The sequence below is a fragment of the Ruegeria sp. BHSA191 genome (assembly GCF_059613325.1).
In genome coordinates, this window is sequence record NZ_JBXWSH010000001.1 from 1 (window position 1) to 24,548 (window position 24,548).

At 61.0% G+C, this 24,548-nt stretch carries 25 protein-coding genes; 12 read left to right on the forward strand and 13 right to left on the reverse strand.

From position 1 onward, the window contains the following. The 5 genes from AC2FNS_RS00005 to AC2FNS_RS00025 all read right to left on the reverse strand — a co-directional run. A partial coding sequence (locus AC2FNS_RS00005) for an ATP-binding cassette domain-containing protein (RefSeq protein WP_496803737.1) occupies nt 1-210 on the reverse strand: 210 nt, incomplete at its 3' end. 140 nt (nt 211-350) lie between these two features. Beyond that, on the reverse strand, nt 351-1,397 hold the full coding sequence (locus tag AC2FNS_RS00010) for a sensor histidine kinase (protein ID WP_496711085.1): 1,047 nt from the start codon (nt 1,395-1,397) through the stop codon (nt 351-353). 16 nt (nt 1,398-1,413) lie between these two features. Further along, a complete protein-coding gene (locus AC2FNS_RS00015; RefSeq protein ID WP_496711084.1) occupies nt 1,414-1,947 on the reverse strand; it encodes a gamma carbonic anhydrase family protein in 534 nt (177 codons plus the stop codon). Further along, a complete protein-coding gene (gene gmk / locus AC2FNS_RS00020) occupies nt 1,944-2,585 on the reverse strand; it encodes a guanylate kinase (protein ID WP_496711083.1) in 642 nt (213 codons plus the stop codon). Before gmk ends, AC2FNS_RS00015 begins: the two co-directional genes overlap by 4 nt. 16 nt (nt 2,586-2,601) lie before the next feature. Next, entirely contained in the window at nt 2,602-3,492 is an 891-nt protein-coding gene (locus AC2FNS_RS00025; protein ID WP_496711082.1) for a YicC/YloC family endoribonuclease, read from the reverse strand. Nucleotides 3,493-3,724: 232 nt separating this feature from the next. On the opposite strand from AC2FNS_RS00025, the gene AC2FNS_RS00030 reads away from it, so the two are divergent. Beyond that, nucleotides 3,725-4,396 (forward strand): PAS domain-containing protein, encoded by a 672-nt coding sequence (locus AC2FNS_RS00030; protein WP_496711081.1) that lies wholly within the window; start codon nt 3,725-3,727, stop codon nt 4,394-4,396. A 66-nt stretch (nt 4,397-4,462) separates the two neighbouring features. Here AC2FNS_RS00030 and AC2FNS_RS00035 read toward each other — a convergent pair whose 3' ends face one another. After that, entirely contained in the window at nt 4,463-5,833 is a 1,371-nt protein-coding gene (locus AC2FNS_RS00035) for a class II 3-deoxy-7-phosphoheptulonate synthase (protein ID WP_496684071.1), read from the reverse strand. Nucleotides 5,834-6,002: 169 nt separating this feature from the next. Between AC2FNS_RS00035 and AC2FNS_RS00040 the strand changes: the two genes are divergently transcribed. Continuing rightward, the gene (locus tag AC2FNS_RS00040) at nt 6,003-7,007 is read left to right on the forward strand and encodes a GlxA family transcriptional regulator (RefSeq protein ID WP_496684074.1); all 1,005 of its coding nucleotides are present in this window, start codon (nt 6,003-6,005) and stop codon (nt 7,005-7,007) included. A 91-nt stretch (nt 7,008-7,098) separates the two neighbouring features. Here the strand turns inward: AC2FNS_RS00040 and AC2FNS_RS00045 are convergent, their stop codons facing one another. Beyond that, on the reverse strand, nt 7,099-7,395 hold the full coding sequence (locus tag AC2FNS_RS00045; RefSeq protein WP_496711080.1) for a hypothetical protein: 297 nt from the start codon (nt 7,393-7,395) through the stop codon (nt 7,099-7,101). A 61-nt stretch (nt 7,396-7,456) separates the two neighbouring features. Beyond that, nucleotides 7,457-8,554 (reverse strand): PQQ-dependent sugar dehydrogenase, encoded by a 1,098-nt coding sequence (locus AC2FNS_RS00050; protein ID WP_496797800.1) that lies wholly within the window; start codon nt 8,552-8,554, stop codon nt 7,457-7,459. Nucleotides 8,555-8,720: 166 nt separating this feature from the next. Here AC2FNS_RS00050 and AC2FNS_RS00055 point away from each other — a divergent pair, with 166 nt between their 5' ends. From AC2FNS_RS00055 to AC2FNS_RS00085, 7 genes are all read left to right on the forward strand, one after another. Further along, entirely contained in the window at nt 8,721-9,902 is a 1,182-nt protein-coding gene (locus AC2FNS_RS00055) for an ABC transporter substrate-binding protein (protein ID WP_496711078.1), read from the forward strand. 129 nt (nt 9,903-10,031) lie between these two features. Beyond that, a complete protein-coding gene (locus AC2FNS_RS00060) occupies nt 10,032-10,820 on the forward strand; it encodes an ABC transporter ATP-binding protein (protein WP_496689314.1) in 789 nt (262 codons plus the stop codon). Further along, entirely contained in the window at nt 10,817-11,647 is an 831-nt protein-coding gene (locus AC2FNS_RS00065; RefSeq protein ID WP_496684081.1) for an ABC transporter ATP-binding protein, read from the forward strand. The genes AC2FNS_RS00060 and AC2FNS_RS00065 overlap by 4 nt, the downstream gene beginning before the upstream one ends. 706 nt (nt 11,648-12,353) lie before the next feature. After that, complete coding sequence (locus AC2FNS_RS00070) at nt 12,354-12,665, forward strand: hypothetical protein (protein WP_496775273.1); 312 nt, start codon at nt 12,354-12,356, stop codon at nt 12,663-12,665. Nucleotides 12,666-12,873: 208 nt separating this feature from the next. Beyond that, nucleotides 12,874-13,884, forward strand: a complete 1,011-nt coding sequence (locus AC2FNS_RS00075; protein ID WP_496711075.1) for a branched-chain amino acid ABC transporter permease — start codon at nt 12,874-12,876, stop codon at nt 13,882-13,884. Continuing rightward, nucleotides 13,881-15,194 (forward strand): branched-chain amino acid ABC transporter permease, encoded by a 1,314-nt coding sequence (locus tag AC2FNS_RS00080; protein ID WP_496803738.1) that lies wholly within the window; start codon nt 13,881-13,883, stop codon nt 15,192-15,194. The genes AC2FNS_RS00075 and AC2FNS_RS00080 overlap by 4 nt, the downstream gene beginning before the upstream one ends. Nucleotides 15,195-15,355: 161 nt before the next feature. Then, complete coding sequence (locus AC2FNS_RS00085; protein ID WP_149774341.1) at nt 15,356-15,610, forward strand: hypothetical protein; 255 nt, start codon at nt 15,356-15,358, stop codon at nt 15,608-15,610. A gap of 15 nt (nt 15,611-15,625) precedes the next feature. Here the strand turns inward: AC2FNS_RS00085 and AC2FNS_RS00090 are convergent, their stop codons facing one another. Beyond that, nucleotides 15,626-17,173, reverse strand: coding sequence for a helicase HerA-like domain-containing protein (locus tag AC2FNS_RS00090; protein ID WP_496711073.1), 1,548 nt, complete (start codon nt 17,171-17,173; stop codon nt 15,626-15,628). A gap of 430 nt (nt 17,174-17,603) precedes the next feature. On the opposite strand from AC2FNS_RS00090, the gene AC2FNS_RS00095 reads away from it, so the two are divergent. Continuing rightward, a complete protein-coding gene (locus AC2FNS_RS00095) occupies nt 17,604-18,197 on the forward strand; it encodes an invasion associated locus B family protein (protein WP_496711072.1) in 594 nt (197 codons plus the stop codon). A gap of 45 nt (nt 18,198-18,242) precedes the next feature. Here the strand turns inward: AC2FNS_RS00095 and AC2FNS_RS00100 are convergent, their stop codons facing one another. The 4 genes from AC2FNS_RS00100 to AC2FNS_RS00115 are packed head-to-tail and all read right to left on the reverse strand — an operon-like array spanning nt 18,243 to nt 22,487. Further along, nucleotides 18,243-19,451: a beta-ketoacyl-[acyl-carrier-protein] synthase family protein gene (locus tag AC2FNS_RS00100; RefSeq protein ID WP_496678345.1), complete on the reverse strand. Its 1,209-nt coding sequence runs from the start codon at nt 19,449-19,451 to the stop codon at nt 18,243-18,245. Between the two features lie 9 nt (nt 19,452-19,460). Then, nucleotides 19,461-19,718, reverse strand: a complete 258-nt coding sequence (locus AC2FNS_RS00105) for an acyl carrier protein (protein WP_149774345.1) — start codon at nt 19,716-19,718, stop codon at nt 19,461-19,463. A 32-nt stretch (nt 19,719-19,750) separates the two neighbouring features. After that, nucleotides 19,751-20,842 carry a UDP-3-O-(3-hydroxymyristoyl)glucosamine N-acyltransferase gene (gene lpxD, locus AC2FNS_RS00110; RefSeq protein ID WP_496803739.1) on the reverse strand — a complete coding sequence of 364 codons (1,092 nt, stop codon included), beginning with the start codon at nt 20,840-20,842 and terminating at the stop codon, nt 19,751-19,753. Nucleotides 20,843-20,876: 34 nt separating this feature from the next. Next, nucleotides 20,877-22,487 carry a L,D-transpeptidase family protein gene (locus AC2FNS_RS00115; RefSeq protein ID WP_496727653.1) on the reverse strand — a complete coding sequence of 537 codons (1,611 nt, stop codon included), beginning with the start codon at nt 22,485-22,487 and terminating at the stop codon, nt 20,877-20,879. Between the two features lie 343 nt (nt 22,488-22,830). Here AC2FNS_RS00115 and mepK point away from each other — a divergent pair, with 343 nt between their 5' ends. Then, on the forward strand, nt 22,831-23,400 hold the full coding sequence (gene mepK / locus AC2FNS_RS00120) for a peptidoglycan L,D-endopeptidase MepK (RefSeq protein ID WP_496678339.1): 570 nt from the start codon (nt 22,831-22,833) through the stop codon (nt 23,398-23,400). A 683-nt stretch (nt 23,401-24,083) separates the two neighbouring features. Continuing rightward, nucleotides 24,084-24,509, forward strand: coding sequence for a hypothetical protein (locus AC2FNS_RS00125; RefSeq protein WP_496797466.1), 426 nt, complete (start codon nt 24,084-24,086; stop codon nt 24,507-24,509). Nucleotides 24,510-24,548: the final 39 nt, after the last annotated feature.

Consider the following 24,548-nt stretch of genomic DNA (forward strand, 5'->3'; position numbering starts at 1 on the left):
CCGGATATCACCTTCAACCCGGCAGATGTCGATCGTGTCGTTCATTCGGTTGAGGCAGCGAAGGAACGTCGACTTGCCGCAGCCCGACGGCCCGATGAAGGCCGTGACCGTTTTGTCCTCGATTTCGACGTTCACGTCCTTGATGGCATGCGTGTCGCCGTAGTGGACATTGACGTCCCGCGCCGAGATCTTGATCGTTTTTTCGCCCACTTCCTGCTCCGCTCGCGCCAGTTTATCCGGTTGCCGCAGGTAAAGACGCACATTGCCGAAAGGGCGTCCCCCGCAACCGGGCCATCGCATGCCGGGCGGTCAAAGGTCAAGCTTTGCCGCTTGTGCGGGGATCGGATCGATCACAGCGGCAGAATGACCGTAAACACCGCGCCCTTGCCCAGATCGCTCTCGACCCGCAGCCGGCCCCGATGCCGGTTGACGATATGTTTCACGATGGCCAGGCCCAGGCCCGTGCCGCCCAGTTGCCGCGACCGGTGGCTGTCGGCGCGATAGAACCGCTCGGTCAGGCGCGGCAGGTGCACCGGGTCGATGCCCGGGCCCTTGTCGATGACCTGAACCCGAACCGCAGCGCCGCGGACCGCCGGATCGCGCTCGGCAACCGCAACCCGCAGTTCGACGCTGCCGCCGCTGCCGCCATACTTGATCGCGTTCTCGACCAGATTCGTGAACACCTGCCGCAACTGGTCGGCGTCTCCGGGCAGGTGCACCGGCGCCTCGGGCGTCGTCAGAGCCAGCGTCACGCCCGCGCTCTCGGCCAGGGGGCGCAGAGTGGCCAAGGTGGACTCCAGCACTTCGGTCAGGTTCAGCCGTTCCGTCGGGCGCACCCTCTCTTCGCTTTCGACCCGGTTCAACGACAGCAAGTCCCCGACCAGCCGGTTCATGCGGCTGGCCTCGTCGGCCATGATCTGCAGGAACCTGTCCCGCGCGGCAGGGTCGTCGCGGGCCGGGCCGCGCAGGGTTTCAATGAACCCCATCAGGGCCGTCAGCGGCGTGCGCAGCTCATGGCTGACATTGGCCACGAAATCCCGGCGCATCTGCCGCGCCTGTTCCAGATGGGTCACGTCCAAGAAACTGGCCAGAACAGCACCGGCCGACACAGCGCCGACACCATCAATGTAACGGCAGTGGACCTGAAAGGTAGTGTCCTGCGCCCCGTCATTGGCCAGGTGCCGCGCGCTGGCCGACCCCTTGGCGCGCAGGCTCTTCTCGATCGCTTCGACGACCGGCGGCTGGCGCAGGATTGTGGCGAAGTGCCGGTTGTCGAGATTGCGCCCCAACAGGGTTCTGGCTTCGGCGTTCGCGGCGATAATCCGCTCGGTCTGGTCGATCACAAGCGCTGGCATCGGCACGGCCGAAACGAATTCGGCAAGGTTGGCGTCGGACATGAATGGCCCCTTGCGTCTAGTCTCCGGCACGCACGGGTTTCAGGCCGTCGCGGAATTTGCGCATGTTGTCCTGATAGTGCAGCGCGCTGAGCGCGATCTGCTGCGCTGCCGCCTCGTCCAGTTCGCGCACCACTTTGCCGGGCGCACCCATGACCAGTGAATTGTCCGGGATTTCCTTGCCTTCGGTGATCAGGGCGCCGGCCCCGATCAGGCAGTTCCGCCCGATCTTAGAGCCGTTCAGCACGATCGCCCCCATCCCGATCAGGCTGTTGTCGCCAATCGTGCAGCCGTGCAGCATGACCTTGTGGCCGATCGTACAATTCTTGCCGATGGTCAGCGGAAACCCGGCATCGATATGCATCACGCAGTTTTCCTGCACGTTGCTGCCCTGCCCCACGCGAATCTCCTCGTGATCGGCGCGGATCGTGCAGCCGAACCAGACCGAGGCGCCCTGTTCCAGCACCACCTTGCCGATCAGGTTGGCATCGGGGGCTACCCAGGTGTCCTCGTGGATTTGCGGGGCGTAATCGCCCAGGGCATAGATCGTCATTTCATGCTCTCGAATTCTTGTTGCAAGGCGCGGACGTGCTCTTGCAGCTTGGGTTGCTGGATCCGCCGCATCCGCTCGGCGCTGACGATGGTTTTCAGCTTGTCCTCGGTCGCATCCAGATCGTCGTTGATCAGCACATAGTCGTAGTAGCCCCAATGGCTGATCTCGTCCCAGCTTTTCATCATGCGCTTGGCGATCACCTCGGGCGCGTCCTGCCCGCGTGTTTCAAGCCTGCGGCGCAGTTCCTTGATCGAGGGCGGCAGGATGAAGATCGACAGCGCGTGCTTGCCCAGTTCCGAGTTGCGGATCTGCACCTCGCCCTGCCAGTCCACGTCGAACAGCACGTCCCGGCCGCTTTGGATCGCTTCGCGAACCGGGTCGGCGGGCGAGCCGTAGAAATTGCCGAAGACATGCGCGTGTTCCAGCATCTGCCCGCTGGCAACCTGCTGACGAAACTCGTCCTCGGACAGAAAGTAGTAGTCCGTCCCGTGAACCTCGCCCGGGCGGGGCTTGCGCGTCGTCGCTGAAACCGAGAACTGAAGATCGGGGTCCCAGTTCATCAGCCGATGGGCCAGCGTCGATTTACCCGCGCCCGAAGGCGACGACAGAATGATGAGAAGGCCCCGGCGATCCGCCATTTGTGATTGTCCTTGTTTATTCAACGTTTTGTACCTGTTCGCGCAACTGGTCTATCACCGCCTTTAACTCCAGGCCAACCGCCGTCAGCTCGGCGTTCTGCGATTTGGAGCATAAAGTGTTGGCCTCGCGGTTGAACTCCTGCGCCAGAAAATCCAGCTTGCGGCCCACCGGGCCGTCCTGCGCCAGCAGCGCCCGTGCCGCGGCGACATGGGCGGTCAGCCGATCGAGCTCTTCGGTGATGTCGGATTTCACGGCGATCAGCGCAAGTTCTTGGGCCACGCGGTCCGCGTCGGCACCCTGGGCGTTGTCCAGAACTCGGGCCAGATTCTGGCGCAGCGCATCGGCCATCGTGTGGGCGCGGGCCTGGGCCAGATCGACGGCTTTCGCGGTCAGCGCCTCGATCCGGTCCAGATGTTCGGCCAGGACCGCAGCAAGGGCCTCGCCTTCGGTACGGCGCATCTCGATGAAATCCGCCAGCAGTTTTCCGAACGCGGCCTTCAGCGCCTCGACTAGTGGCGCGGGGTCATCGTCTTCGGCGCTGGTATCCAGCATCCCTTTCAGCGCTAACAGGTCGCCGGCCCGCGTGGGAGCCAGAGAAACGCCCTGTTGCGCCGCCAGCTCCTCAGCCCGCGCGATCGCCGAAAGCGCCGCGCGCATCGCCGGTTCGTTCAGGCTCAGGTCGGTGGCCGATTCCTGCCGCGTGATGCGCAGGGTCAGCGTTACGTTGCCGCGGCTGATCATGCGCGACAGCTCGGCCCGCAGCGCCGCTTCGAGCCCGGTCAGCCACTCGGGCACCCGCAGCCGCATGTCCAGCCCCTTGCCGTTCACGCTGCGCAGTTCCCAGCTCCAGCCATGCGGCCCGCAGCCCCCCTTGCCCGAAGCAAAACCCGTCATGGATTTGATCATGCCTGCCCTTTCCGACTTTCGCCCTGCGCTGCTGCACCTAATGCCATCGCACCGGTCAGGGCAAGGGTTTGCTGATGGCTGACTTCATCCGGACAAGTTAACCATTCGTTAAAGATTTGCTCCAATTTTAAGTAAACCCGTGTCAATCTGTCAGTCACAAGGACAGGTCGGTTGCAGTTGGCCGCAGCGCCGCAGCAGACCAAAGGACGGCCATTCGACACGAGGTGATGAAATGAAAACCTTCTTCGGGAACGGTTCCGGGCCGAAACTTGGAAAGATCATCGCAATGGACCGCTTTGGCAGTGGGCGCAGTCTGTCGCCGATCCGTCAGGCAGAATCTTACTGGACCGCGCTGCTGGGCGACGACGGGGTTCCCCGGCGGTCGCAGATCGATCCGCGCGGTTTGGAAAACATTCTCGAATACACGTTCATCCTCGAACGCATCGCCCCCGGGCTGGCCCGGTTCCGGCTGGCCGGAAGCCATCTAAGCAAGATCGCCGGCATGGAAGTGCGCGGCATGCCGCTGACCGCGTTTTTAGAGCCCTCGTCGCGCGACCGGATCACCGAGGAGTTGGAGACGGTTTTTTCCGAACCCGCGATCGGAGAGTTCGCCTTGGTTTCGAAAGGCAAGCTGGGTCGGGTCCGGCTCGAGGCGCGGATGATCCTGCTGCCGCTGCGCAGCGACCTGGGCGATGTCAGCCGGATTCTTGGCGTTCTGGTCAGTGATGGCGCAATCGGCGCCACGCCCCGCCGTTTTACGATCGAAGCCAGCCACGTCCGGCCGCTGGTCGCGGTTCGGCGGCGGGCTGAAAAACCCCGGCTCGAGTCCGGGTTTGCCGAGGAACAGACCGAGTTCAAGGGCCCGTCTGGCCATCTGAAGCTTGTCTATTCCCGAGACGATTGATCCCTGCTGGGACGAACGAAAAACGGCGGGCCGAGGCCCGCCGTTCCCGTTTCGGATCAACCGAGATCAGCCTGCTGCGCGATTCTTGCGTTCGCGGCGCAGGTTGGTCAGCTCTTCGGCCACCAAGAACGCCAGCTCGAGCGACTGCGACGCGTTCAGGCGCGGGTCGCAGGCGGTGTGGTAGCGGTCCGACAGGTCCTCTTCGCTGACGGCGCGGACGCCGCCGGTGCATTCGGTCACGTCCAAACCGGTCATCTCGAAATGCACGCCGCCGGGGATCGTGCCCTCGGCCTGATGCACGCCGAAGAAATCCCGCACCTCGCGCAGGACCGATTCGAACGGCCGGGTCTTGTATCCGGTGGCCGACTTGATCGTGTTGCCGTGCATCGGGTCGCAGACCCAGGTCACCTTGGCGCCCTCTTCCTTGACGGCCTTGATCAGACGCGGCAGATGCTCGCCCGCCTTGCCCGCGCCGAAGCGCGCGATCAGGGTCAGACGGCCTTCTTCGTTGTCCGGGTTCAGCTTGGACATCAGAACCTTGAGGTCCTCGGCGGTTGTGGTCGGCCCACATTTCAGACCAATCGGGTTCAGCACGCCGCGGCAGAACTCGACATGCGCGCCGTCGGGCTGACGGGTGCGGTCACCGATCCAGATCATGTGGCCCGAGCCGGCCAGCCACTTGCCCGAGGTCGAGTCCAGTCGCGTCAGCGCTTCTTCGTACTCCAGCAGCAGCCCTTCATGGCTGGTGTAGAATTCGACGGTCGAGAATTCATGGGTGGTGTCGGCGGTGATGCCGGCGGCTTCCATGAAGTCGATCGTGTCCTGAATGCGGTCGGCGATCTCGGAGTATTTCTGCACGTCCTGTTCGTCGGTGAAGCCCAGCGTCCAGGAATGCACGCGGCTCATGTCGGCGAAGCCGCCGGTCGAGAATGCGCGCAGCAGGTTCAGCGTGGCCGCGGCCTGGGTATAGGCCTGCAACATCTTCTCAGGCTTGGGCTCACGCGCCTCGGGCGTGAAGGCCAGCTCGTTAACGATGTCGCCGCGATAGCTGGGCAGCTCGACCCCGTCGATGACTTCGGTCGGGGCGCTGCGGGGCTTGGCGAACTGGCCGGCCATGCGGCCCACCTTGATCACCGGAACTTTGGCGCCATAAGTCAGCACCATCGCCATCTGAAGCATCACCTTGAAGGTGTCGCGGATCGCGTCGGCGCTGAACTGGTCGAAACTTTCGGCGCAATCACCACCCTGCAGCAAAAAGGCCTCGCCGCGACCGGCGGCACCCAAATGTTGCTTGAGGCGCCGCGCCTCGCCTGCAAAGACCAGCGGGGGATACTGCGAAAGCTTGGCCTCGACCTTGGCCAAGGCGGCCTTGTCGGTATAGTCTGGCATCTGAACCCGCGGCTTGCTGCGCCAGTTCGATTTTTGCCACTCGGTCATAGCTTTGATCTCCGCTGATGTATTTCAGGTGGTCTCTATACAAAATCAACGGACCAGAGACCATAACCGATTTGCGCCTCTTGACGTCGGAAACAAGCTTTGAGCATGGTGGCGGTCAAATTCGCCGCAGGCCCCGTGCCTCGGCCCGCCGAATCAAGGACAGTTCGCCATGCAAGAACAACGCCAAGTTGTCACCGTGGACACGGACGCGGCGAAGCCGCGCAATTTCGTTTTTGTTCTGTTGGACAAGTTTTCCTTGCTCTCATTCGCTTCGGCGCTGGACAGTCTGCGCATCGCGAACCGCATGGCGGACCGGCAGATCTATGCCTGGAGCCTCGCCGGCGAAGGCGGCGAGACGGTGCAATGCTCGGCCGGAACCACGTTCCAGCTGGATCGCGATCTGGACGAGTTGCAGCGCGATGACGTTATCATCGTCTGCGGCGGGGTCGATGTGCAGGCCGCCACGACCAAGAAGGTGTTGAACTGGCTGCGCCGCGAGGCCCGTAAGGGGCTGCGGATCGGCGGGCTGTGCACCGCAGCCTATACCCTGGCCAAGGCCGGGTTGCTGGACGGCAAACGCGCCACGATCCACTGGGAAAACGCCGACAGTTTCGCCGAGGAATTCGAAGACGTCGAACTGACCAAATCGGTGTTTGTGCTGGACGGCAACCGGATGACGACGGCGGGCGGTACCTCGTCGATCGATTTGATGCTGAAACTGATCGCCGATGACTTCGGCGAAGAACTGGCCAATGCGGTGGCCGACCAGATGATCTATTCCTCGATCCGCACCGATCAGGACACCCAGCGCTTGTCGACACCCACCCGGATCGGCGTGCGGCACCCCAAGCTGAGCCAGGTCATCTTGATGATGGAAAAGAACATCGAGGAGCCGATCTCGCCCTCGATCCTGGCCAAGGAGGTCGGCATGTCCACCCGCCAGCTCGAGCGGCTGTTCCGGCGGTATCTGAGCCGTTCACCCAAGCGCTATTACATGGAGTTGCGGCTGCACAAGGCGCGCAACCTGCTGATGCAGACCGACATGAGCGTGATCAACGTGGCGCTGGCCTGCGGTTTTGCCAGCCCCAGCCATTTCTCGAAATGCTACCGCGCACATTACAACACCACGCCCTATCGCGAGCGTGGGACGCAGAGCGGACGGCTGTCGGTCTGAGCGCCTAGAACTTGTCCAGAATGAGCTCGTCGGGCGTGTTGATACTGAACTGCAGAACCGTCACGCCGTCGTTGCGTTGATGCAGAAGGGCTTATTGGTAGAGATAGCTGTTCTTGCCGTTCCAATAGATCCGCATTTCCTGCGAAAAACCATTCTCGAGCTCTATCCGCTTGGCCACATCTGCATTCGTCAGGCAATACGGAACAAGGTCACGCAGCTGACCTTGCAGGGTTTGCATCTGCTGCGGCGTGTATGCGTCAGCCCCCCAAATCGGCTGATAACGTTCGAGAATTCGCGGTTTTTTCATCTTGGTGTCGACGAAGGATTCATAATCGGCATAGGTCGCAAAAAAACCTTGTCGGCCGCGGCGGGAAGGGGCGACAGGCAAAAGACTTTGGCTTCGAGAAGGCGGACCATGTCAATCCGCTTTGAAGTGTATCGCTACACCCCTAGGATGATCTCGCTAGCCTGTAAACGGCACCCTGCCCGACCGAGATGAACCAGATCGCCCCGTCTGGGGCCTGCACGATGTCGCGGACCTGTTCGGTTTCGGGGCCTTTGATCTGCTCGACCTCGCGCAGCGGGTTTCCGGTCAGCCGGGCGATATAGTCGAATTTCAGCGAGCCCACGAAAATATCACCGCGCCATTCGGGAAACATGTCGCCCGAATAGACCAACAACCCCGAAGGCGCGATGGACGGATCCCAGTACAGGCGCGGCTGCTCCATGCCGGGTTTGCTGGTGCCCTCGCCGATCTTATTCCCTGAATAATGCGTGCCGTAGGAAATCACCGGCCAGCCGTAGTTGGCGCCGGGTTTGACAAGATTCACCTCGTCTCCACCCTTGGCGCCATGTTCGGAAACCCACAAGCGACCTCGCGCATCGATGTCGGCGCCTTGCGGGTTGCGATGGCCATACGACCAGATCTCGGGGCGTACACCGGCCTGCCCGACGAAGGGGTTGTCGGCCGGGACCGTGCCATCCCGATTGACGCGCACGACCGTCCCCATATGGGTCGCCAGGTCCTGCGCGCTCGGCCGGTCTCCACGGTCGCCCAGTGTCACGAACAAGGTGCCGTCTGGCGATTCGACCACGCGCGATCCGAAATGCCGCCCGCCCGAGCCGCCGGGAACGGCCTCGAAGATCACTCGCAGGTTGGTCAGGCGGCGGCCGTCTTCGGACAGGCGTGCCACGGCAAGCGCGGTTCCGGCCCCGCCAGGTTGCGGTTTGGAAAAGGTCAGAAAGATCTCGCGACTGCTCGCGAAATCACGGGCCACGGTCACGTCCAGCAACCCGCCCTGCCCCCGCGCTGCAACCTTCGGCACGCCCCGCACGCGCTGTGCCTGACCATTGCGGGCCAACAGCAGGTCTCCGTCGCGTTCCGTCACCAGAAAGCTGCCGTCGGGCAGTAGCCCGATGGCCCAGGGCGTGTCCAACCCACCCAGCATCCGGGTTGCAGTCAACGGGCCGAGCGATGTCCGCAAGGTGTCCGCCGCCGCGGCCACAGTCGATGCCATCAGCCAGAGAATCGCGAAAATCCGGATCATGATGAAGCCTCACATGCTGTCTGGGTGGGCGATGGCCCATACCAAGCCCATCAAATCAAATAGTGTTAACGCCACCAAAGGCACATCTTCGTTAGGACTTTTCTTTTTCCGACAGCTTGCCTAGGGTCGGGCCAGAACGACATCGTTCCAAACAGGGAGTAACCTTATGAAAAAGCTGCTTACTGCAACTGCAGCAACCGCATTGCTGGCCGGTGCCGCAATGGCCGACGACGTCAAGCTGGGCATTCTGCTGGGCTTCACCGGACCGATTGAATCGCTGGCCCCGGCCATGGGCGCGGGCGCCGAACTGGCTATCGCCGAAGTGTCCGAATCCGGCAAGCTGCTGGATGGATCCACCGTCACCCCGATGCGCGCCGATACCGGCTGTATCGACAATGGTCTGGCCACCTCGAACGGTGAACGCCTGATTGCGGATGGCGTTGCCGGCATCATCGGCGGCGACTGCTCGGGTGTTACCGGCGCCGTGCTGCAAAACGTCGCCATTCCGAACGGAATGGTCATGATCTCGCCCTCGGCCACCTCGCCGGGCCTGTCGACCATGGAGGACAACGGCCTGTTCTTCCGCACCGCCCCGTCGGATGCACGCGAAGGTCAGGTGATGGCCGACATCCTGAAAGAGCGCGGCATCAACTCCATCGCCCTGACCTATACCAACAACGACTATGGCAAGGGTCTGGCCGACGCGATCCAGTCGTCGTTCGAGGCGGTGGGTGGCGAAGTGACCATCGTCGCCGCGCATGAAGACGGCAAGGCCGACTACTCGGCTGAAGTGGGTGCGCTGGCCTCGGCCGGTGGCGACATCCTGGTGGTTGCCGGGTATCTCGACCAGGGTGGTCTTGGCATCATTCAGTCGGCGCTGGACAGCGGCGCGTTCGACACGTTTGGCCTGCCCGGTGGCATGATCGGTGACTCGCTGCCTGCCAATGTCGGCCCCGACCTGAACGGCTCGTTCGGTCAGATCGCCGGGTCCGGCGGTGAAGGCGCCGAGAAGTATTTCGCCATGGCCGAAGCCGCTGGTTTTGACGGCTCGTCGCCCTACTCGCCCGAAAGCTATGACGCCGCGGCGCTGTTCATGCTGGCAATGCAGGCCGCGGGCTCGACCAATCCGGCCGACTATGCCGGCAAGGTGATGGAGGTTGCCAATGCACCCGGCGAGAAGATCTATCCGGGTGAACTGGCCAAGGGGCTGGAACTGTTGGCCGCCGGTCAGGACATCGACTATGTCGGCGCTTCGGGCGTCGAGCTGATCGGACCGGGCGAAAGCGCCGGCTCGTATCGCGAGATCGAGGTTCAGGACGGCAAGAACGTGACCGTCAAGTTCCGTTGATCGTTCGGTTGACCACATGAGATCAGACAGCCCGGGCCTTGTGTCCGGGCTGTTTCAATGACAAAAAGCGCCACCCTTTCGGGAATGGGGCAACAGGAAGAGCCGCGAAAGCCGCGGACAGGGGAACACATGATCGTCGTCGAGGACGTGCACAAGCATTTCGGCGGTTTCCATGCGGTGGACGGGGCGTCGCTGGAAATCGAAAAAGGCTCGATTACCGGCCTGATCGGCCCGAACGGGGCTGGAAAAACAACTCTTTTCAACGTGATCGCGGGTGTTTTGCCACCGACCAGCGGCAAGGTCTGGATGGATGGCGAGGATATCACCGGTCTGCCCCCGCACGAACTGTTCCACAAAGGCCTGCTGCGCACCTTCCAGATCGCGCACGAGTTCTCTTCGATGACCTGCCGGGAAAACCTGATGATGGTGCCGGGCAACCAGTCGGGGGAATCGCTGTGGAACACCTGGTTCGGCCGCAAGCGGATCGCCGACGAAGAGCGCGCCCTGCGTGCCAAGGCGGACGAGGTGCTGGAATTCCTGACCATCGAACATCTGGCCGATCACAAGGCGGGTCAGGTCTCGGGCGGCCAGAAAAAGCTGCTGGAACTGGGCCGCACGATGATGGTGGACGCCAAGATCGTGTTCCTGGACGAAGTCGGCGCTGGCGTGAACCGCACCCTGCTGATGACCATCGCCGATACGATCCTGCGTCTGAACAAAGAGCGCGGTTATACCTTCGTGGTCATCGAGCATGACATGGATTTCATCGGCAAGATCTGCGATCCGGTGATCTGCATGGCCGAGGGCAAGGTTCTAGCGCAGGGTACGCTGGACGAGATCAAGGCCAACGAGCAAGTCATCGAGGCCTATCTGGGCACCGGCCTGAAGAACAAGGACAAGCTGGAGGCAGGGGCATGAGCGACAACCCCTACCAGGACGACAAGGGCAACAAAGACGCCTCGATCACCAATACCCGCGGCATGGGCACCATGACCCCGGCGCACCGCGTCAGCGGCAAGACTGAATATGTGGGCGGTGGCCCATTCTTGATCGGCGACAGCATGACCGGCGGCTATGGCAAGGGCCCCGACATCCTGCACGATTGCACCATCTCGGTGGACAAGGGCGAGATCGCCGTAATCGTCGGCCCCAACGGCGCCGGCAAATCCACCGCGATGAAGGCAGTGTTCGGGATGCTGGATGTGCGCTCGGGCTCTGTGCGTTTGGATGGCGAGGACATCACCAACCTCAGCCCGCAGGACCGGGTGGTCAAGGGCATGGGCTTCGTGCCGCAGACCTCGAACATCTTCACCTCGATGACGGTTCAGGAGAACCTCGAGATGGGGGCCTTCATCCGCACCGACGACTTCTCGGACACGATGGAGCAGGTTTTCGAGCTGTTCCCGATCCTGCGGGACAAGCGCAACCAACCCGCCGGTGAACTGTCGGGTGGGCAGCGGCAACAGGTGGCCGTGGGCCGGGCACTGATGACAAAGCCCAAGGTGCTGATGTTGGATGAACCCACCGCGGGCGTTTCGCCCATCGTGATGGACGAGTTGTTCGACCGCATCATCGAAGTTTCGCGCACCGGCCTGCCGATCCTGATGGTGGAACAGAACGCCCGCCAGGCACTCGAGATTGCCGACAAGGGCTATGTGCTGGTTCAGGGGCGTAACGCCTATACCGGAACCGGCAAAGAGCTGTTGGCCGACCCCGAGGTGCGCAAATCGTTTTTGGGTGGCTGATCGACCGGACTCGTCTGGGCTGATATCAATGGGCCGAGGCTGGTTGAGCCCGGCCCTTTTTTTGTGGAACTGCAATCTGAAGAAATGATGACCAAAACGGGTCAGCAAACTTGACCTTACTGCGCCTGCAACACAGTGTACTGCGCCATCCACCTGATTCCCTTATTTTTTCCTGACGCCGCGCCCGAGAATGCAAAACGAGCATCTGAATTGAAATGCGTTGCGATTGCTCGATTGACGCCACAGTCGGCAAATATCCATCCCACTGCATTCGCCCGGAAACAGACCGGGCGAGTCCGCTAAACCGAGTTTTCCCCAAGGATGCCAACCGTGAAAACGTTACGAGTTTTCGGCCCGCCCGCTTGTTTTCCGACCGCGCTTCTTGCGCATGATGAAAGCTTCACCTGCAAGTTCATAGCGGGTGGCGCGGAATAAACGTTCAGGCACACTCTGGACCCCGATGAAAGTTCCATTGAAATTGACGGGATATCCACAATGACCAGTTTCCAGACGACCTTCACAACACGACCTATCCGATCGCAAATGACGAGTGGGCCGTCTCGATGATCCTCAACAAGCCCGGCATGACGTTCGGTGTTTCCGAACATCGCCCTGCGATGAGGAAAGATCACGGGCAATGCGCCTTGCTCGGCTCCTGACTCCACCACAACCAGCCCGAAAGAATAACATGAAATCAATATTCGCCTTGGCGACCATCACATTTGCGGCAAGCATGGCTGCCGCGGAAGAACGCCACCTTGTCTGCATTTCCGATCGCGACGGGAGCGAAGTGCGCCTGAACCGCGATCCTATAGGCGACAAGGGAAGCATACAGACAAAGGTCATTGCCGGCGAAGCGATGGTCTTCAAAGGACTCGGAAGCATGACCTTCGTCCATATCGAAGACCAGGACGTCATGACTGTCGTGGTCCATTTCGAGGACATGAGCTATGACCTGAGCGTCAAGGGCCCTCATGCGGAACACGGTCACGGGTCCTGCACGGAAACAAACGCCTGAGTATCCCCTCAGCAGGCAGAGAGACCGCGCCGCCCCCTTCGGCGCGGTCTTTTTCTTTGCGAGGCGCCGAGATACCTGTGCTCGTGCGTTCGAAGTCTATCAAACCGAATGAAAACCTGTACAAAACTTCAAAAATGCCGTTCCGAATTATTGTGTCTTTCGTCGGCGTCGTGCCATAAAGCCGCACCCGGACAGTGAGAAGAAAATAATGGATCTACTGAACGCGTTTGTCGCGCTTGCGAACTTTGTGATCGTGCCCGCGGTTGCCTATGGCAGCCAGTTGGCGCTTGGGGCGCTGGGGGTCACCCTGATCTATGGCATCCTGCGGTTTTCCAACTTCGCCCATGGCGACACGATGGCCTTTGGCGCCATGATCGCCGTGCTGGTCACCTGGGGTTTCCAGGCTGCGGGCATCGGGTTCGGCCCCCTGCCGACTGCGCTGCTGGCCCTACCTTTTGCCATTCTGGGCTGCATCGCGCTGGTGCTGATCACCGACAGGCTGGTCTATCGCTTCTATCGCGATCAAAAGGCCAAACCCGTCATTTTGGTGATCGTATCCATGGGCGTCATGTTCATCATGAATGGCTTGGTGCGGTTCATCATCGGCCCCGATGACCAGCGGTTTTCCGATGGCGCGCGTTTCCTTATCTCCGCGCGGGATTTCAAGGCTCTGACCGGATTGAACGAGGGGCTTGCTATCAAAACCTCGCAAGGCCTTACCGTAATCGTGGCCGTTGTGGCTGTGGCACTGCTGTTCTGGTTCCTGAACAAGACCCGCACGGGCAAGTCGATGCGCGCCTATTCCGACAACGAGGATCTGGCCCTGCTGTCCGGCATCAACCCCGAACGCGTGGTGATGATCACCTGGATCATCGTCGCCGCGCTGGCAACCACGGCGGGCGTGTTGTACGGGCTGGACAAAAGCTTCAAGCCGTTCGTCTATTTCCAACTGCTGCTGCCGATCTTTGCCTCGGCCATCGTCGGCGGGCTGGGAAATCCGATCGGCGCCATCGCCGGTGGATTCATCATCGCCTTTTCCGAGGTGACCATCACCTATGCCTGGAAAAAGGTCCTGACCTATCTTCTGCCCGAAAACCTTGAGCCGTCGGATTTGGTGCAGCTCTTGTCAACGGATTACAAATTCGCGGTCAGCTTCGTCATTCTGCTGATCGTGCTGCTGTTCAAGCCCACGGGCCTGTTCAAGGGGAAAGCGGTATGAGCGAAACGGTCAAGAACACCCTGCTGTTTGCACTGGTCGGCGGGCTGATCCTGCTGACCGGCTTCATGCAAAGCTGGAATACGGCGATCCTGATCGTGAACATGGGCCTGATTTCTGCGATCATGGCGATTGGGGTGAACCTGCAATGGGGCTTTGCCGGCCTGTTCAACGTCGGCATCATGGGCTTTGTCGCTTTGGGCGGGCTGGCGGTGGTTCTGGTCTCGACCCCGCCGACGCCAGGAGCCTGGTCCGCCGGCGGGTACGGGATCGTGCTTGCGCTTCTGCTGGGGGCGGCCACCGTGGTTGCGGCGGTCATGGCGGCCAGAAAACTACCCAAGGGACGCACTCAAATGCTTGCGATCATTGCGATCCTCGTCGTCGGGTTCTTCGTGTATCGCGCCGTGTTCGACCCCAGCGTCGCAGCCGTCGAGGCGATCGACCCCGCAGTGGCCGGCAATATCGGCGGTTTGAACCTTCCGGTGCTTCTGGCCTGGCCCGCCGGTGGCCTTCTGGCCGCCGGAGCCGCATGGCTGATCGGCAAGACGGCCCTTGGGCTGCGGTCGGATTACCTGGCCATTGCCACGCTGGGCATCGCTGAAATCATCATTGCCATTATGAAGAACGAGGACTGGCTGGCGCGCGGCGTCAAGAACGTTTATGGCATCCCGCGCCCCACCCCGTTCGTGGGCTATGAGATCGACCTGCAAAGCGATCCGTCCTTTGTCGAACGTGCCGCGGGTCTAGGCCTGGACCCGGTCACCGCATCGACGCTGTGGGTCAAGACCGGCTATGCCTTCCTGTTCCTCGTCGTGCTGCTGGTCCTGCTGTGGATGGCTCAGATGGCGCTCAAAAGCCCGTGGGGCCGCATGATGCGGGCCATCCGCGACAACGAGGTGGCGGCCGAGGCCATGGGCAAGGATGTCACCCGCCGCCATCTGCAGATCTTCGTGCTGGGCTCGGCCATCTGCGGCATTGCCGGGGCGATGATGACCACGTTGGACGGGCAGTTGACCCCCAGCGCCTATCAGCCGCTGCGGTTCACGTTCCTCGTCTGGGTGATGGTGATCGTCGGTGGATCGGGCAACAATTTCGGCTCGGTCCTTGGGGCGTTTCTGATCTGGTTCCTGTGGGTGCAGGTCGAACCGATCGGTTTGTGGTTGATGGATCTGATCACCGCCGGTATGCCGGACGGCAGCGCGCTCAAGACGCATCTTCTGGACAGTGCGGCCCATATGCGCCTGTTCACGATGGGCCTGATCCTGCTTATTGTTCTCAGATTCAGTCCAAGGGGCCTGATCCCCGAGAAATAGGCGCCAGCGCCTGCAAATTGCACAAGCCGCGCCGGCCTTCTGGCGCGGCTTGTTGATTCCGGGCTTGGAAATGAATAGGAAAATCAGGCGCGTCCGATCGTTCAGCCGCCGCCCGCACCACCAGCGGATACCAACCCAGACCTCTAGAGTATTGGAACACCATGACTTCCACGACCGTCAAATCAACCGTGCTGTTGGCCGGGCTGGCCGTTCTGGCCGGATGCATTCCATCGCCCCGCGACCTCGAAACAACCCCAGTCAAGGTTCAGACACCCAAGGGCGTCGTCACCTGTCAGCTGTACAGGCAGGACCGGGTCGACTGGGATCGTGCGATTGACTTTCCGGCAACCAAGATGAGCGTCCCCGAGGCGGATGCCTATTGCCAGCAGGAAGGCCAGCGCCGTCTGGGGCGCTGACATCACCACCTGGATTCAACGGTTTCGGAACAGGCCGCCCAGAATGCCGCGCACGATGCGGCGGCCTGTGGTTCCCTTCAGCTCCTTGATAACGGCCTCACCCAAGGCACTGGCGAAACTGTCCTGTTTTCGATCCCTTCGCGCGGATGATCGCCCGACACGGCTGCCGCTGTACCGCCGGGCCGAGGCATACTCGCGGTCGGCCGGGCTCTGAGGTTCCACCTCTTCTTCGTCTTCGGCGGCCTCGGCCTCCTTCGCGGCCTGCGCGGCGCGCGCTTTCAGGATCTCGAACGCTGATTTTCGATCCAGCAACGTGTCGTATTTTCCGGCCATGGGCGAGTCCGCCATGACCGCCTGGCGCTCGGCCGGGGTGATCGGCCCCAGCTGCGAACCGGGCGGGCGGATCAGGGTCCGCTGCACCATGCCGGGCACGCCCTTCTTCTCGAGCATCGAGGTCAGCGCCTCGCCCACACCCACTTCGCGGATCGCGGTTTCCGTATCGAACTCCGGGTTCTCGCGATAGGTTTCCGCGGCCAGCCGCAGGTTCTTGCGATCGCGCGCGGTGAAGGCGCGCAGAGCATGCTGAACCCGGTTGCCCAACTGGCCCAGAATGTCCTCGGGGATGTCGGCGGGGTTCTGGGTGATGAAATACACCCCCACGCCCTTGGACCGGATCAGGCGCGCAACCTGCTCGACCTTGTCGATCAACACTTTGGGCGCGTCGTCGAACAGCAGATGCGCCTCGTCAAAGAAGAAGACCAGCTTGGGTTTCTCGGGGTCGCCGACCTCGGGCAGTTCTTCGAACAGTTCGCTCAGCAGCCACAGCAGAAAGGTCGCATACAGGCGTGGCGACCCCATCAGCTTGTCCGAGGCCAGGATGTTGACCATGCCCTGCCCGGTCGCATCGGTCCGCATCAAATCGGCCAGTTCCAGCGCCGGCTCGCCGAACAGGTTCGTGCCGCCCTGGTTCTCCAGCACCAACAACCGGCGCTGGATGGCGCCGATCGAGGCGGTCGACACGTTGCCGTACTGCAAAGACAGCTGCGCGCGGTTTTCCCCGATCCAGACCAGCAGAGCCTGCAGGTCTTTCAGGTCAAGCAGGGGCATCCCCTCTTCGTCGGCGACGCGAAAGGCGATGTTCAGGATGCCCTCCTGCGCCTCGCTCAGTTCCATCAGGCGCGACAGCAGAAGCGGCCCCATCTCGGAAACGGTGGTGCGCACCGGGTGGCCCTGTTCACCGAACAGGTCCCAGAAGGTCACTGGACAGCGGTCATAGGCGTAGTCCGAGAACCCAATCCGCGCCGCACGCTCCATGAAGGCCTGATGCAGCTTGTGATCGGGGCTTCCAGCCTTGGCTAGGCCAGACAGATCGCCCTTGACGTCGGACAAGAACACCGGGACCCCGGCCTTGGAAAAGCCTTCCGCCAGGATCTGAAGGGTCACGGTCTTGCCCGTCCCCGTCGCACCCGCGATCAAGCCGTGCCGGTTGGCATATTTCAGGCGCAGGCCTTGCGGCTGCGTATAGTCCTTGCCACCACCGCCGATGAAAATTTCGTCCGTCATACGTTTCCAAACCCCTGAAACCTACCGATCTGAGGCCACCATACTAACTTAACCTTTGACTGCCATAGTTGATTTGGCATCCCGGATGGGATGCAAACTTCCTCCCTGTCGACTGGCTGTGCCTTCGGGCACAGCCTTTTTTTGTCCGGTGGAGTTTTCTGTCTGATACCACATTAAAAATCTACGATAGCAGTTGACCGCTGCGGCTGCCTCTCGTAACGTTCCCGCATAACTAAGTCGGCCAGTCCGACGGGGAGATACATCGATCGAAGGGAGCCGGACGAGCGGCTCCCTTTTCCTTTGATGACCATACCTGTACCAATCGGCGGAAATCCGTTTGGCGTGCGCCGCTGGGCGAGTTTTCCGCCTGACACCGCCCGTGTTGGATGCTAGACGAAGGCAAACGCTGTTTGAGCACCATGAGGCAGACATGATCAAGAAACTTCTTCCACTGACCCTGTTGGCGGGTGTCGCCCTGACCGGTTCGGCGCTGGCACAGGAAGCATCGAGCGGGTCGGAAACCCCGGCCCCCACCGGCTCGGACCTGGATTTGGGCGAAGCTGGTCCGCGGGTGGGCGAACAGTACATCAAGGAAAAGTCCGGCGATTGGGAGGTGTCCTGCATCAAGACGCAGGAAGGCAATGACCCCTGTGCCATGGTCCAGATCCTGAACGGCCCTCAGGGCGAACCGATTGCCGAGATCACCATCGGCAAGCTGCCCGAAGGCGGTGCCGCAGTCGCCTGGGCGAATGTCATCGTTCCTCTGGAAACCCTTCTGCAGGCGCAATTGGCGATTTCGGTCGATGGCGCGCCGCGCAAACTGTATAATTATCACCACTGCGTTCCGGTCGGCTGCGTGGCGCAGCTGGGGCTGACGCAAGGCGACATCGACGCGATGAAGGCCGGGTCGAAGGCCGTTTTGTCACTGGTTCCGGCCCGCGCGCCGGATCAGATCATCAACATGGACATGTCGCTGTCGGGTTTCACCTCGGGATTCGACGGCCTGCCGATCAACCAGAACTGATCCGGACACGCTTGGATCGGCAAAGCCGCCTTTGGGGCGGCTTTCTCATATCCGTTTGAGGGCCAGCACCGCGTTCAGCCCGCCGAAGGCAAAGGCGTTGCTCAGAACGACGTCGACATTGGCCTCGCGCGCCTCGTTCGGCACCACGTCCAGGGCACATTCGGGGTCGGGCTCTTCATAGCCGATCGTAGGCGCGATGATGCCATCTCGCAGCGCCATGATGCAGGCCAGAAGCTCCACCGCCCCGGTGCCGCCGATCAGGTGCCCGTGCATGGATTTGGTCGACGAAATCATAAGCTCATCGGCATGCGGGCCGAACACATCTGCCACTGCGGCGCATTCGGTCTTGTCATTGGCGGCGGTTCCGGTGCCGTGGGCGTTGATGTAACCGACATCGCTGGCGTTCAGCCCGGCATCCTTCAAGGCACCCGCCATGGCGCGCGCGGCGCCCTGCTTGCTAGGCATCACGATGTCCGAGGCATCCGACGTCATGGCAAAACCCGCGACCTCGCACAGGATTTCGGCGCCACGGGCGCGGGCGTGTTCGTATTCCTCGAACACGAAAACTCCGGCACCTTCGCCCTGAACCATGCCGTTGCGGTTGGCGCTGAACGGGCGGCAGGCGTCCTTGGACATCACCCGCAGCCCTTCCCAGGCCTTGACGCCGCCAAAACACAACATGGATTCCGAGCCGCCGGTAATCATCACCGGCGCCGCGCCGCTGCGCACCATCTGGAAGGCCAGTGCCATCGCATGGTTCGACGACGCACAGGCTGTGGAAACGGTAAAGCTGGGGCCCTTCAGGTTATGTTCCATCGAAACATGGCTTGCGGCCGCGTTGTTCATCAGCTTGGGCACCACGAAGGGATGCACCCGGTTTTTGCCGTCCTCGTAGACCGAGCGATAGTTGTCATCCCAGGTCGAGACGCCGCCCCCGGCCGTTCCCAGCACAACGCCCGACCGCGCCGCCAGGTCGCCATGAAACGTGAGGCCCGCCTGATCGATCGCCTCCTTCGCGGCGGTCAAGGTGAACTGGGTAAAACGATCGTACAGCGACATCTGTTGCCGGTTGAAACGGCCCTCGGCCTCGAACCCGCGCACCTGCCCGCCGATCTTGATCGCCAGGCGTTCGACATCGCGAAATTCAAGCTCGGAAATCCCGCAGCGACCTTCGCGCATGGCCTCGAACGTGTCGGGCACCGAATGGCCCAACGCGTTGATCGTGCCCGCGCCGGTGATGACAACCCGTTTCATGGCCTCGTGTCAGACCTTTTCCGCCACGAGCTTTTCGATGCCAGCAATGATCGCCGCCACGTTCGAGATGTCGAAATCGCTGGCCTCGGGTTCATTGGCGTTGAACGGGATGGAGATGTCGAACTCTTCCTCGATCGCGAAGATGCTTTCAACCAGGCCCAGACTGTCGATCCCCAGATCCTCGAGCGTACTTTCGGGCGTCACGTCCGATGGCTCCAGCACGGCCTGCTCGGCAATGATTGCGATGACGCGGTCGCTGATGCTCATGTCATTCCCCTGATTGTCGCGTTGGCGTTGATTTAGTCGCTCGGCGGCTGTTTGAAAACCGCCTTTTTCAACGCCTCAACGTCACGCGCGATGCGCGGCAGGCGGCGCTGTGCCTTGTAGATATCGGTATGCGTGGACATTTTCACGCCCGGATAGCCCATGATCACACGCCCGGCCGGCACGTTCGACAGGATCTTGGTTCCGCCGCCCGCGATCACCCCGTCTCCGATGAAGATATTGTCGACGACGCCTGTCTGCCCGCCCAGAACCACGTTGTTGCCGATCTCGACCGAGCCGGACACGCCGGTCTGGCCGCACAGCAGGCAGTCGCGCCCGACCCGGGTGTTGTGGCCCACATGCACGAGGTTGTCGAGTTTCGACCCGCTTCCGATCACGGTGTTGCGGATTGTGCCGTTGTCGACGGTGCAGTTGGCGCCGACCTCGACATCGTCGCCGATCTCGACCGCGCCCAGCGAATGGATACGCAGCCAGCTTTGTGCCTTGGCGTCGCCGGCTTCTCCCATCGTCTTACGCACGTTTTCAACGCCCGAGACCTCGGGCGTGACGAAACTGAACCCGTCGCCGCCGATCCGGGCGCCGGGTTGGGCGATGAAGCGGTCTCCGATCACCGCGCGCGCGCCGATGCTGACCATCTCGCGCAGCAGGCAGTTTTCGCCCAGAACCGCATCCATACCCACATGGCATTGCGCACCGATCACGGACCCCGAGCCGATCCGCGCGCGCGGGCCGATGACGCAGAGCGGGCCGATCGAGACGTCCTCGCCGAGCTCGGCGGTCGGATCCACGACGGCCGAGGGATGCACGCCGGGCTCGACACCCTGCCCCCGGTCCAGCATCGTGGTGATGCCCGCCATCGCCATGCGCGGGCGGGTCACGAAGATTGCGCCCTCAAGGCCCATGGCCTTCCAGTCGGCATCTTCCCACACCACGGCACATCGCGCCGCACCCTTTGCCAGAGCCTCGGCATATTTCGGTGCCATCGCCATGGCCAGATCGGTCGGACCGGCGTCGGCCGGTTCGGCCGCCCGCAGGATCGTCAGGCTGGTGTTTCCTTCGGCCGGCGCCCCCAGGGCGTTGGCGATTTGCTGCAAGGTAAACTGCATCGCGGGCTTCCTCGTGACAGGATCTGCCCCGTGATTACCCCTGAACGTCGGGCAGGACCACCCCCGCTTTTTGCAGCGCGTCCCAGATCTTGGCATCCCGGCCATAGACGTCGCGACGATACTGCACATCGCCCTTCGGCGCGATATAAGCAGTGCGGTAGATCAGATGCACCGGAACGGGCTGGTCCAGATCCACCTTTGTTTCCTTGCCGGTATTCAGGATCCGGTGGAAAAACGCCTTGGGGTCCTCTTCCTGCCGCGCCAGCAGCGCATAGGCGAACTCGAACGGTTGAGCCAGACGGATGCATCCGTGGGAAAAGGCCCGGACCTCGCGCGCGAACAGGCTTTTTTGCGGCGTGTCATGCAGGTAGATGTTGTATTTGTTCGGGAACATGAACTTGACCAATCCAAGGGCGTTGCTCTGCCCCGGCGGCTGGCGCATGGCAAAGGGAAAGCTTCTGGCCGAGAACTGGTTGAAATCTACGGCCCCGCGGTCCACCTGTCGCCCCCGCCGGTCGGTGATTTCCAGATGGCGTACGGCATTGGGGTTGGCCCGCAGTTTCGGCAGATACTCCTTGGTGATGATCGACCGTGGCACGTGCCAGCTGGGATTAATCACCATGTGTTCCATCTGATCCGAAAACTCGGGACTGCGGCGATCATGGGTGTTTTTGCCGATTACGGCGCGGGTTTCAAAGGTGACGCGCCCTTCGTCAACGATCTTGGCCGAGAAATCCGCCTGGTTGACCAGAATATGCCGCTCACCGCGATCAGCCGGCAGCCAACGCTCGCGCTCGAGCGCGACGATGACCGATTTCAGGCGGTCGGCGGGGGACCTGTTGATCTCGGCCACCGTGCCCTGCCCGGCGACTCCGTCGGGTTCCAGCCCATGCGCGCGCTGAAAGGCCTGCACCGCCGAAACCATCGCGTCATCGTAGACGGGGCTGGCCGTCGGCTTCATGAAGCCCATCGAAACCAGCCTGTTACGCAGTTTCAAAACCCCGGCCCCGCTTGCGCCGCGTTCGTATTTCCCGTTGGGTACGGTCGGCCCCCAACCTCCATGGCGGATCAACTCCTGCAGAGCCAGCTTCTGCTTCATAAGAGCGCGATATTGGCTGGATCGCGGGGCAAGTTGCGATACGTAAGCTCCTTCGTCATCAGCCAGCATGGCCGACAGGTGCTCGGATGCCGGTCGCACGGCCACGGGACGCACCAAGCCGTCGTCGATCTCGGACGGGCGCAGAACGCCCGATTGCACGTCGCGTGCGTACCGGACAAATGCGAGGCTGAGCGCCGCTTCGACCGCACCAAGTTCGCGAGGCGTCCGCGCGTTTTCCATCAGCGCCAGCAGGCCTTCGACGTCATAGGTTCCGGTTGGCAGGCCGTGTAGAGGCGCCGAGGACAGGGCCTTGATAAGCGCCGTACGCCGCGCGACATACTCGGGCCCGTCACCGACCCAGATCGAAGAAAACCCATTAGACCGATAAAACGCGGCGATTTCGTCCTGGCGAAGCGTGCTTTCCGCAACTGCCATCCGAAATGCGGTCTGTACCGCGTCCTGTGCCGTGGCCGGGGTGTGCCCAACCGCAAGCACGAGACCGGCAACCATCAGCAACCGACGTGTTCTCCCATGGATGAAATTCATTCCGTACCTCAATTCAATCAACAACTTGCGCAACCATTTCCCGAGCCGTCCAAGTATTGGTCAGCGGGTGGCGGATTGTCCATTCACAAAGCCCGGATCGGGCGGATCGGCTTCGGCGTGATGCGCGCTTGCATCTTTGAGGCACCGAAACACGCAAGCGGGTGAATTTTGCATCACGTGCGCAAAAATTTGCCGAAAATTCCCCGTGGCGTACCTGCGACCCAAAGACTTCTTGGCCACCGAATCCCGGTGTGGCATACATTTCGGCATCTGGGATGGAATTAAATTAAGAAAGCGCGCGTAACATCGTGTGCAGGCAGGAACAGTACGGGACGAACACGAAATGACCAAGAGCAGTGCATCGGGAATCACCCGGCGTGCCCTTCTGGGCGCATTTGCGGCAACGGCCGTAACCGCAGCACCGACCTACGCGAATGCAGCAGGATTTCTCCGCGGTGGCGGTGACATCCGTCGCATCCGCATGTATTCCGGGCGCACCGGTGAACGCATCGACATGATCTATTGGGTCGATGGGAAATACATCAAAGACGCCGTGAAAGAGATCAATCATTTCATGCGCGATTGGCGCACAGATCAGTCTACCAACATCGACCTGCGCACCATCGACATCATGGCCGCCGCACACAACCTGTTGGACGTAAATGAGCCTTACATGCTTCTTTCGGGCTATCGGTCGCCGCAGACAAATGCGATGCTGCGCCGCCGCTCGCGTGGTGTCGCGCGCAATTCACTGCATATGAAAGGCCAAGCTGCGGATCTGCGACTGGCATCGCGCTCTGTGTCGCAGATGGCCAAAGCGGCCATGTCCTGCCGTGCCGGCGGTGTTGGTCAGTACTACCGCTCGAATTTCGTGCACATGGATTGTGGTGACGTCCGCACTTGGCGCGGCTGAAGCCACAGCCCGGTGTTCCACCTGCCACCCCGGAGCCCCCGCGCCCGGGGCTTTTTGTTTTGCCCCCCCGCCCATTCGCCATACGAGACGGCAGGGGCACCCCAGCCGCCGCCGGATCGACCGTCATCACTTATGTGAAGTGGCGCACATGAGATGGCTCTCGTGCAAATCCAAGTTCCACGAAATGCCTAATATTGTTGGATAATTTGGCCGCCAGTCGATGCGCAAGTGGAACAAAAGTGGTACCGAAGGTATCAAGGGAAGAAGTGAATACCTGTGGCCAGGTCGTGCAATTCTGAACGCATGGTGAGTAAGATATACACCCAAGGGTTGGGACGAGTTGAATTGCGACAGGTGCAACGTAAGATCGTTGATAAGATGGAAAGGGACAGGTACCTTATTGCCTTTCAGGTAAAACACCTAAATGGTATCATACCATTAATAAAAATATTTTTTTGGTTTATTTCACATGCCGTTCGCAGAGATTGAAAGAGCACTACAACGAACTCATACCGCGCTCGAACAAATGAAATCAGCTCAGAAAAGCGGCGAAGTGCGCGATGCATGGGAGGACTTTCTCGCAGGTTTCTCTCGAACGATGGGAAAAATTATCTCTTTCGGCATGAAGCATCAAGCAACTCGTGCGTGGGCGCATAAGGTTAAGAACGCTTCAAACGGTGACAATGAAGTTTTTTTTCTATCTACGCGAAGCTCGAAATGACGCGGAACACGGACTAGAACCTCAGATAAAAGTCGCTCCCAAAAGGACCTCCCTATTTGGAACTCTCGATTTTGGTGAGAGTTCAGACTTTAGCGTGCACATTGTAGACTGCGATTTTGATGGCTTGAAAGTGAATGACTTGAAAATTGTCGCAAAGGGCGGGCAACTTCGTAGCATTGAGGGAAATGACCCAGTATGGGGGGCTGTAACACCAGCGAAAATTATTCTTCAGCCTATCAAAAACGAACAGAAGAGGCTCACGGTAGATATCCCTCGGGAATTGGGAGACAAGCGCTTTGTATCTCGTTCACCTATAGAGCTTGCCTCTTTCGCACTGGCTGAAGTCCGGCATTTGGCAGAGGAACTGAAGAAAAACCTTGCTGAGTAAGATGCCAAGGTCCAAATCTACAAACTGTAGACCTTTTGA